The organism is Prevotella sp. MGM2 (genome assembly GCF_002933955.1).
GTDB lineage: Bacteria > Bacteroidota > Bacteroidia > Bacteroidales > Bacteroidaceae > Alloprevotella.
In genome coordinates this window covers 24,547-34,876 of sequence record NZ_BEWW01000303.1, presented here as the reverse complement: position 1 = coordinate 34,876, position 10,330 = coordinate 24,547, and the positions used below count along the sequence as shown (strand labels likewise).

7 protein-coding genes are annotated in these 10,330 nt (G+C 57.3%); 2 read left to right on the top strand and 5 right to left on the bottom strand.

Going from position 1 to position 10,330, the window contains the following annotated elements:
• Positions 1-334: helix-turn-helix domain-containing protein (locus C5S62_RS11080; RefSeq protein ID WP_275541731.1), on the top strand; the 334-nt coding region annotated here is incomplete at its 5' end.
• 525 nt (positions 335-859) lie between these two features.
• On the top strand, positions 860-1,414 hold the full coding sequence (locus C5S62_RS13965) for a PAS domain-containing sensor histidine kinase (RefSeq protein ID WP_223301227.1): 555 nt from the start codon (positions 860-862) through the stop codon (positions 1,412-1,414).
• On the opposite strand, the gene uvrA is transcribed toward C5S62_RS13965, so the two are convergent.
• The 5 genes from uvrA to C5S62_RS11050 all read right to left on the bottom strand — a co-directional run bounded on the left by uvrA (position 1,390) and on the right by C5S62_RS11050 (position 10,316).
• A complete protein-coding gene (gene uvrA, locus C5S62_RS11070; RefSeq protein WP_104405439.1) occupies positions 1,390-4,248 on the bottom strand; it encodes an excinuclease ABC subunit UvrA in 2,859 nt (952 codons plus the stop codon). The two genes, C5S62_RS13965 and uvrA, sit on opposite strands and share 25 nt — an antisense overlap.
• Before the next feature lie 127 nt (positions 4,249-4,375).
• Positions 4,376-6,997: a DNA mismatch repair protein MutS gene (mutS, locus tag C5S62_RS11065; RefSeq protein ID WP_104405438.1), complete on the bottom strand. Its 2,622-nt coding sequence runs from the start codon at positions 6,995-6,997 to the stop codon at positions 4,376-4,378.
• A 90-nt stretch (positions 6,998-7,087) separates the two neighbouring features.
• Positions 7,088-8,944: a 4-hydroxy-3-methylbut-2-en-1-yl diphosphate synthase gene (locus C5S62_RS11060; protein ID WP_104405442.1), complete on the bottom strand. Its 1,857-nt coding sequence runs from the start codon at positions 8,942-8,944 to the stop codon at positions 7,088-7,090.
• 178 nt (positions 8,945-9,122) lie between these two features.
• Complete coding sequence (gene purE / locus C5S62_RS11055) at positions 9,123-9,629, bottom strand: 5-(carboxyamino)imidazole ribonucleotide mutase (protein WP_104405437.1); 507 nt, start codon at positions 9,627-9,629, stop codon at positions 9,123-9,125.
• A gap of 69 nt (positions 9,630-9,698) precedes the next feature.
• Positions 9,699-10,316, bottom strand: a complete 618-nt coding sequence (locus C5S62_RS11050; protein WP_104405436.1) for a hypothetical protein — start codon at positions 10,314-10,316, stop codon at positions 9,699-9,701.
• Positions 10,317-10,330 lie beyond the last annotated feature (14 nt).

Below are 10,330 nucleotides of genomic sequence, written 5' to 3'. Positions count from 1 at the left end.
TTTCAGCTCTCGAATTTTAACAAATGCACCGGAATTTCGGCTTGACCCCAGAAAACTAGAAAGTCATCATTGGCCGGGAAATATCAGAGAATTGCAATATACCATTGAGAAAGCGGTCATCCTGGCAGAAAAGAATGTGATCAAACCGTCTGGATTATCCATGTATGCAGACAAGACATTCTCTTTTGAAAGAGTTCCTAATTTAAAAGAAGTGGAAAGAAAGGCTATATTGGCCGCTGTCTCTCAAAATGCAGAGAATCTGACAGCTGCGGCGGAACAATTAGGCATAAGCAGACAGACATTATATAACAAGTTGAAACAATTTGATTTTTGACGGCGTATGTTCAGCATCCGTTTATACATACACATTCTTTCATTTGTAGTGCTCATCGTCCTGATGTTCGGGATAGGACTTGCCGGTATCATTTCGAAACGAGCCGTCATACTGGGGGCAATTGCCGTTTTTATAGCTTTTTGGCTTATTGGCAGACTCGTTTGCTATCTGAATTCCTACAATCGAAAAATAAAGCTCTTTTTCGATTCTATAGAAGATAATGAGTCAATGCTCTATTTCCCGGAAAATACAGGTACTCGGGAACAACGCTATTTGCACGCCTCTTTCAACAGAATATACGCATTTATTACGGAATACAAGAAAAATGAGTTCGAACGTAAGCTGTACCAGAAAGAGTATGAGTCTTGGGAAAAGCTGATGCGGGTGTTGACACATGAAATAATGAATTCAATAACTCCTATCGTCTCACTCTCCGAGACGCTCCTTTCTTATTTTCCCGGTAAAGATGCTGCAAGGAACGGAAAAGATATTACAGACCTCACCATCAGGAAAACAATACGTGGCTTGGAAACAATCAAGAATCAGGGAGAACATCTGATGTATTTCACAGAATCTTACAGGAATTTCTCTTGCTTGAGACAACCTGAGTTTAAATGTTTTTCTCTGACGGATTTAGTGCAGGACATTCAAACATTATATCAGGAGGACTTATTGCGGGAGAACATAGATTTTTCTGTTAATTGTTTTCAATCGGAGATACAAATTTGTGCAGATGAGAAAATGTTGTCGCAGGTTTTTATCAATCTGGTGAAAAATGCGATACAGGCCTTGACTGAGCAGGCTGATAAGAAAATACATATGGAAGTGTACAATAAAGGAATGACACTGTTCATGAAGATAACAGATAATGGTTCCGGCGTTCCATCCGATTTAGTTGAAGATATTTTCATTCCTTTTTTTACAACTAAAACGAGTGGAACCGGTATTGGTCTTAGCTTGTCCCGGCAGATTATACGCATGCATGGCGGAGAATTATCTGTAATCTCTCAACCCTATCATGAAACCTCATTCATAATTTCCTTGCCATTGAACTCTCACCGCAGTTTTTCGGCTAGATAACGGGCGGTGTGTCCGATTTTGGCTGCTGCCACCTCTTCGGGGGTGCCGCAGGCCACAAGGTGTCCGCCCTCGCGTCCGCCTTCGGGGCCGAGGTCAATGACGTGGTCGGCACATTTCACTACGTCCATGTTGTGTTCGATGATCACCACTGTGTGGCCGCGTTCTATGAGAGCGTTGAAGCTCGTCAGGAGCGTGCGTATGTCGTGGATGTGCAGGCCGGTGGTGGGTTCATCGAAGATGAAGAGCGTAGGCGAGGCTTTTTCCTGACTGAGGTAATAAGCCAGTTTGACGCGTTGGTTCTCACCGCCCGATAGGGTGGAGCTGGACTGTCCGAGTTTGATGTAGCCCAGTCCTACGGCCTGAAGCGGCCGCAGGCGGCGTATTATTTTCTTCTGATTGTGGAGGGTGAAGAACTCGATGGCCTGGTTGACGGTCATTTCGAGAATGTCGTGTATGTTCTTGCCTTCGAAGCGGACGTCGAGCACTTCTTGTTTGAAGCGGTGGCCGTGGCAGGCCTCACATTCCAGTACGAGGTCGGCCATGAACTGCATTTCCACTTTTACCGTGCCTTCCCCCTTGCATTCCTCGCAGCGTCCGCCATCGGCGTTGAAGCTGAAGGCTGCGGCCTTGAACTCCATCTGTACGGCCAGCGGCTGGTCGGCCATGAGTTTGCGTATTTCGTCATAGGCTTTTATGTAAGTCACAGGGTTGGAGCGTGAGGATCGGCCTATGGGGTTCTGGTCCACGAACTCTACGGCGCTGACGCGCTGGATGTCACCTTCGAGGGCTATATGCTCCCCTGGCCTGTCAGCCGGTTCGTCGAGCCGGCGCTTCATGGCCCGGAAGAAGATGTCGCGCACCAGGGTGCTTTTGCCCGATCCGCTCACGCCGGTCACCACCGTCATGACGTTGAGCGGAAAGCGCACGTCAATGCCCTTGAGGTTGTTGGCGCGTGCGCCGCGCACCTCTATGAAGTGGTTCCATGCCCTCCGTGTGGGCGGTACGTCTACGGTTTCTTCTCCTGAGAGGTAGGCCAGCGTGTGGCTGTGCCGGCCGGTGTCTTCGGACGGCTTGCAGGCGGCTTGCGCCTGGGCGGGTGTACCTGCCCATACCACGTGTCCGCCGTGTCGGCCGGCGTCCGGACCGATGTCTATGATGTAGTCGGCCGCCTGTATGATGTCCTCGTCATGTTCCACCACGATGACCGTGTTGCCCAGGTCGCGCAGCTGGTGGAGTACACGTATGAGGCGGTCGGTGTCGCGTGAGTGGAGGCCGATGCTGGGTTCGTCGAGGATGTAGAGCGACCCTACAAGGGCCGACCCGAGCGATGTGGCCAGATTGATGCGCTGGCTTTCTCCGCCCGATAGGGAGTTGGAAAGGCGGTCGAGGGTGAGGTAACCCAGTCCGACGTCGACGAGGAAGTTGAGGCGGCTGCGTATTTCGGTGAGCAGGCGGCTGGCCACGCGGGCGTCGTGTTCGTCGAGGCGGAGTTCATCGAAAAAACGGCGCAGTTCGGTGATGGGCATCTGCACGAGGCGGGTGATGCTCATGCCGCCTACCTTGACATATTCCGCTCCCGGTCGCAGCCGCGATCCGCCGCAGACGGGACAGGTGGTCTTGCCGCGGTAGCGCGCCAGCATGACGCGGTTCTGTATTTTGTACTGGTCGCGCTTGAGCATGTCGAAAAAGGCGTCTATACACACGGTGTCTTCCTTGCGGCCGCCTTTCTCTCCGCGCCAAAGCAGGCGTTTCTGTTCGGCGGTGAGCTTGTAGTAAGGCTCGAATATGGGAAATCCTGTGGCTTGTGCCTGCCGGCAGAACTCCGTGCGCCACTGGCCCATCTTTTCGCCGCGCCAGCATACCACACAGCCGTCGTAAAGGCTGAGACTGGTGTCGGGCACCACAAGATGCTCGTCAATGCCTATCACGCTGCCGAAGCCTTCACATTCGGGGCAGGCGCCCAGAGGGGAGTTGAAGGAGAACATGTTGTCATCGGGCTGTTCGAAGGTCATGCCGTCGGCTTCGAAGCGCGTGGAGAAGTCGTGGACGGTGCGTGAGGGATAGATACACACGCGGCATTCGCCGTCGCCTTCGAAGAAAGCCGTTTCCACCGAATCGGCCAGCCGTGCCAGTGTGTCTTTGTCGTCGGCTACGGAAAGGCGGTCGATGAGCAGGAAGAGCGACGGCACGCGGCGGCGTTCTTCTTCGCCGCGTCTTTCGGTCACGGCGAGTTGTTCGCCCTCTCCTTCGAGTTGCGCGAGATAGTCTTCTATGCGCATGATCTCTCCCTCCGTCTCAAGGCGCGAAAGCCCCTGTTGCAGATAGGCTTCAAGCTGGCGGCGCACCGTTCTTCCGCCGCGCAGCATGAGAGGGGCGCTCAGGGTGAAGCGCGTGCCGGCGGAGTAGCCCATGACGGTGGCTGTGACATCGGCCACGGTGTGGCGTTTCACCTCGCGGCCGCTGACGGGCGAGAAGGTGTGGCCGGCACGGGCGAAGAGCAGGCGCAGGTAGTCGTAAATCTCCGTGGAGGTGCCCACCGTGGAGCGCGGGTTGCGGCTGGTCACTTTCTGTTCTATGGCAATGGCGGGCGGCAGGCCTTTGATGTAGTCGCATTCGGGTTTGTTCATGCGTCCCAAAAACTGCCGGGCGTAAGCCGACAGGCTCTCGACGTAACGGCGCTGGCCTTCGGCGTAGAGCGTGTCGAAAGCCAGTGAGGATTTTCCCGAACCGGACAGGCCGGTCACAACGATGAATTTGTTTCGTGGAATGTCGAGGTCTATGTTCTTGAGGTTGTTGACGCGGGCGCCTTTCACCCTGATGTAGCCGTCGGTCATGGTGCTGGGGGGGATAATAGGGGTTGCTTTTGAAAATGTTTCGTAACAGTCGGTCGCCGGCCAGCCTCGGGCCGCTTTTTTTCGCGGAGAAAAGGAGGATGCGCTTCGATGCGTTGCCGGCTGTGTGTCAGCTTTCGCTGCCTTTGAGTATCTTTTTGATGTCGTTGAGCTTGTTGAGGGCTTCCACCGGAGTGAGGTTGTTGACATCGAGATGAAGCAGTTCGTCGCGTATCTGTGTGAGGACAGGGTCGTCGAGCTGGAAGAAGTTGAGCTGTAGGTTGTCATCGACTGCGGGCGCTTCGGCCTGCGGCATTTTCACGGCTCTTCCGCCGGCAGTGGTGCGCTCAAGTTGTTTGAGCACCTCTCCGGCGCGGCGTACGATGGCTCCCGGCATGCCGGCCAGCCGCGCCACGTGTATGCCGAAGGAATGCTCCGATCCGCCGCGCTGGAGCGTGCGCAGAAAAACCACCCGGCCGTCTTTTTCGACTACCGACACATTCCAGTTCTTGATGCGCGGAAAGAGCGTTTCCATTTCATTGAGCTCGTGGTAGTGGGTGGCGAAGAGCGTGCGGGCGTGGGCGGCGGCGTTTTCGTGTATGTGCTCCACGATGGCCCAGGCTATGGAGATGCCGTCGTAGGTCGATGTGCCGCGTCCCAGCTCGTCGAACAGCACGAGGCTGCGTGGCGTGAGGTTGTTCATGATGTTGGCGGCTTCGCTCATCTCTACCATGAAGGTGCTCTCGCCTACTGAAATGTTGTCGCTTGCGCCTACCCGGGTGAAAATCTTGTCGACCAGTCCTATGCGGGCGCTTTCGGCCGGCACGAACGAGCCTGTTTGGGCAAGTAGTGTGATGAGGGCCGTTTGGCGGAGCAGGGCGCTCTTACCGGCCATGTTGGGACCGGTGATGATGATGATCTGTTGCTTTTCCGTGTCGAGGTGTACGTCGTTGGGTACATACTCCTCGCCCGGCGGCATGAGGGTTTCGATGACGGGGTGGCGGCCCTGGCGGATGTCGAGCTGGAGACTTTCGTCCACTACGGGTCTTACGTAGCGGCGTTCTGCGGCGACGGTGGCCAGCGACAGGAGGCAGTCCAGCGAGGCCAGTGCGTTGGCATTGCGCTGAAGCAGGGCTATGAACTGTCCGGCGGCGGCTACGAGTTCGTTGTAGAGGCGGTTTTCAAGGACCAGGATGCGGTCTTCGGCACCGAGTATTTTTTCTTCGTATTCCTTGAGTTCCTGTGTGATGTAGCGTTCGGCCTGCGCGAGGGTTTGTTTGCGTATCCATTGTGCCGGCACGTTTTCCTTGTAGGCGTTGCGCACTTCTATGTAGTAGCCGAAAACGTTGTTGAAGCCTATCTTGAGGCTCGGTATGCCGGTGGCTTCGCTTTCGCGCTGTTGTATTTTCAGGAGATAGTCCTTGCCTGATGTGGAGATGGCGCGCAGTTCGTCCAGTTCCGTGTTGATGCCGTCGGCTATGACGCCCGGCCTTCCGCTCACAACAGGCGGGTCGGGCCGCAGCTCGCGCAGTATGCGGTCGTGCAGTTCGGCGCAGGCGTCAAGCTGTCCGCCTATGTTGCGGATGCTTGTCTGGTCGGCTTCGAGGCAGGCTTCGCGCAACACGGCCACGCTTTCGAGCGCGAGGCGGAGCTGTTGCATTTCGCGCGGGTTGACACGGGCCATCGCCACTTTCGAGACGATGCGTTCGAGGTCGCCTATTTTGGCCAGTTCCTCTTCGCCCGTTTCGCGGAAGGCGGGTTGGCGGAAGAAATATTCCACGCCGTCCTGCCGCGCGGTGATGTCCTTTACCTGTCTCAGGGGGAAGAGCAGCCAGCGGTGAATCATGCGCGCCCCCATCGGGGTGAGTGTGCGGTCGATGACGGAGAGCAACGGCCGTCCGCCTTCGTTCATGGCCGCAGTGAGTTCGAGGTTGCGGGTGGTGAAGCGGTCGAGGCGGACGTAGTGTTCCTCTTCTATGCGCCGCAGGGCGGTGATGTGGGTGGTGCGGGTGTGTTGGGTTATTTCGAGGTAGCACAACACGGCTCCGGCGGCGGCTACGGCATCGCCCAGGTGGTCGGTGCCGAATCCCTTGAGGTTTTTCACTCCGAAGTGCTTGCAGAGTTTTTCCCGTGCCGTACTTTCGTTGAAGGCCCAGTCGTCGAGTTCGAAGGAGAAGTATTTCGCTCCGAAAAGTCCCTCGAGGCGTCCTTTCAGTCCGCGCATGACGAGAATTTCCTTGGGTGCGAAGCCTGCCAGAAGTTTGTCGATGTGTTCCGGTGTGCCTTCCGCTACGAGAAACTCGCCTGTGGAGATGTCGAGCAGCGAGAGGCCGATGGCTTTTTTACCGAAATGAACGGCGGCGAGGAAGTTGTTTTCGCGTGCGGCCAGCACGTTGTCGGCCATGGCCACGCCCGGTGTCACAAGTTCGGTGATGCCGCGTTTGACGAGTTTCTTGGTGAGTTTCGGGTCTTCGAGCTGGTCGCAGATGGCTACGCGGTGTCCGGCGCGTATGAGCCGCGGCAGATAGGTTTCGAGGGCGTGATGGGGAAAGCCAGCCATTTCGGTAGTGGCGGCGCTCTTGCCGTTGTTGCGGCGGGTGAGCGTGATGCCCAGTACGCGGGAGGCGATGACAGCGTCGTTAAGGTAAGTTTCGTAGAAGTCACCGCAGCGGAACAGCAATACGGCATCAGGGTGTTGGGCCTTGAAGTCGTGAAACTGTCTCATCATCGGGGTGAGTTCTTCCTTTGCCATAGTGGAGTTGGGGTTAATGGGATCCGGCGGTTTGAGGGCGGAACGGGAAATGACGTTTTCATTTTCCGCATTGCCTGCCGGCCTGTATTTTTACTGTTGGTCTTTTTCTATCAGTGCCAGAAGTTTTTCCACGGCCTCTTCGGCCGGAATGTTTTTCTCAACGCACGTTTTTCCGCGGTAGAGACTTATTTTTCCGCGTGCGGCACCTACATATCCGTAGTCGGCGTCGGCCATTTCGCCCGGTCCGTTGACGATGCAGCCCATGATGCCTATTTTCAGTCCTGTCAGGTGGGCTGTTGCGGCTTTGATGCGGGCTATGGTGCCTTGCAGGTCGTAGAGCGTGCGGCCGCATCCGGGACAGCTGATGTATTCTGTTTTGGTGGTGCGTGTCCGGGCTGCCTGCAGAATGCCGAAGGCTGTTTCGTCCGTCTCGGCGTGGCTGATACCTTTTTGGCCGGCCGGTGCCTGGTTCACCAGCAGGATGCCGTCGGTGAGGGCGTCGAAAAGCAGTCCGCCCATGTCGGCGGCGGCTCTCAGCTGGAAGTCTTCCTTTTCGTCGGAAGTGCAGGCATAATGCAGGCAGAATATGACCGGTGCGGGAATGTTGTCGTTCCAGAGTTCGTGTACCAGGGCGCGCAGCTCGCCGGTGCGGTTGGGGTGGTTTGTCTGTGCGATCACCACCATTTCGGGGTGGCGGCGCAGGCAGGCTTTCACTTCGTCGTTGAGGCTGAGATAATTGACAAACAGGAATTTCAGCGGTGCGGGGTTTGCCCCTACGGCAAAGAGCATGGCAGGAGTGTAGGCGGGCCATGTGCCGGTTTCGCCGGTCCAGGCGTCGGCATCGACGATGTAGCCGGCGCCGGCTATGCGCTCTTTGGGCAGGGGGAGCCTACGGCCGCAGTACACGTAGTCGGGTTTGAGTCCTCCGGTTCTCTGGTCGCCGTCGAGGCGGGCCGATACCACTACGGGCGGATGGTTGCCGCCGATGCCGTGTACGGGACAGGTGGTGCGCCGCTGGGGCCGCAGGTAGTCGAAGGCCGGGCAGGGTGTGGCTGGAATTTCGGGGTGTCCGCCCCGGGTGGAGGTGATGTAGGCTGCCAGTTTGTAGGCTACGGGTATTTCCTTTTCGGGCGCTTCGCTGAGCGACACGCGGAGGGTGTCGCCGATGCCGTCGGCCAGGAGCGCGCCGATGCCGACGGCACTTTTGATGCGTCCGTCCTCGCCTTCGCCGGCTTCGGTCACGCCCAGATGCAGGGGAAAGTCCATGCCTTCGTGCCGCATGGTGTGGCAGAGCAGGCGCACGGAGCGTACCATCACTGCCGTGTTGGAGGCTTTGATGGATACGACCACGTTGCTGAAGTTTTCCTTTACGCAGACGCGCAGAAACTCCATGCAGCTTTCCACGATGCCTTCGGGGGTGTTGCCGTAGCGGCACATGATGCGGTCGGAAAGCGAGCCGTGGTTCACGCCGATGCGCAGGGCCGTGCCGTGCTCGCGGCAGATGGCCAGCAGGCGTTTGAAGCGTTCCTCAAGGCGGCGCAGTTCTTCGGCATATTCTTCGTCGGTGTAGTCCACCTGTTTGAAAGTGCGTGCGGGGTCTACGTAGTTGCCCGGGTTGATGCGTACTTTTTCCACGATGGCGGCGGCTGTGTCGGCCACGTTGGGATTGAAGTGCACGTCGGCCACGAGCGGATGGTCGTAGCCGCGTCGGCGCAGTTCGTTGCGTATGTTGCGCAGGTTCTCGGCTTCTATGGTGCCTTGCGTGGTGAGGCGTATGTAGTCGCCTCCGGCGCGTATAATGGCTTCGGCTTGCGCCACACAGCCTTCGGTGTTGGTGGTGGCGCAGGTGGTCATGCTCTGCAGGCGCAGCGGACTGTCGCCGCCGAGGGGCTTGTCTCCCACGTTGACACGGTGGGAGGCGCGTGGATGATAATTGAAAATATTCATGGGAGATGGAGGGTGGGACGGAAGGTGAAAGGCCGCGCCGGCAAGTTGCCATGGGGGCCGGCCGGTCCGGTGGAGGACATTGCCGGAAAGGGTTCTTTCAGTGAAAAGGGTTACTTGGAATTTGAAATGCACTACTTGGAATTTAAATTCCGATACGGCCTTTCGTGGTGTTGGTCCTTCAGTTCGTCTTGTGGGTGTATTTCACTTCGGAGAGGTCGGCGTTGGCTTTTACTATTTTCTCTTTCAGTCCTTCCTTGTAGGCGGCGAGTTTGCCGGCCAGCGCCTCATCGGCCAGCGCCAGCATTTCCACTGCCAGTATGGCGGCGTTGAGGGCGCCGTTCACGCCGACCGTCGCCACGGGAATGCCCGGCGGCATCTGTATGATGGAAAGCATGGCATCGAGTCCGTCGAGCATGCCTTTAATGGGTACGCCGATGACGGGTACCGTGGTGCCGGCGGCTATTACGCCGGGGAGTGCGGCCGCCATGCCGGCGCCGGCTATGATGACCTTCAGGCCGCGTTCTTTGGCCTGGCGGGCAAAGTTGTCCACTTCGGCGGGTGTGCGGTGGGCCGATAGGGCGTTCATCTCGAAGGGTACGCCCATTTCGTCGAGAAACTTGGCGGCTTTTTCCATAACGGGCAGGTCGCTGGTGCTGCCCATGATAATGCTAACGATAGGAGTCATGTCGGTAAGTTTTATTGATAGTGCGGGCCGGCAGATGCTGTGCCGGCCGCGTGGTGTTGTCGTGATGCGTCAGGCCAGCAGTATGCCGGCCAGGGCGCAGATGATGCCGATGAGCGTGCCCGCTCCTACTTCGGCCGGTGTGTGCTGGCGCAGTATGAGGCGCGCCGTGCCCACCATGCCGGCCATGAGAATGGCGGCACACAGGGCGGATGTGGGGTTGAAGCCGAGAATGGCGCCGAAAGCCGCAATGGCTCCCACTACGCCACCTGAGGCTGCGGCGTGGGAGCTCACCTTCATGAGCGGATTGACCGCTGCGCAAGCTATCTGTATGGCCAGTGCCGCCACCAGTACACCGGTCATGAAGCGCGGCATGCGCAGATGGTCCATCAGGCATATCAGGGCGCCGTAGGAGATGATGGTCATGCCGTAGGGCACGTAGCGCCGCTCCCGACGGCTCAGCTGGTGGCGTGTCCAGCCGTTGAGGCGGCGGTAAAGGTAGATGCCCAGCCGTGGCAGCGCTATGGTGAAGAGAAACACCAGACCGATCACAAACAGGTTGTATATCACCGGTGTATAGCGCATGTAGCTGAATGACAGCAGTATGATAAACGCCGTCAGGGGCAGGAAGTGGGGTGAGAAGATGAGTGACACCACTTGTGCCGTCAGAATGATGTAGCGGTTGCTCACGTTGGGGCGGGTGT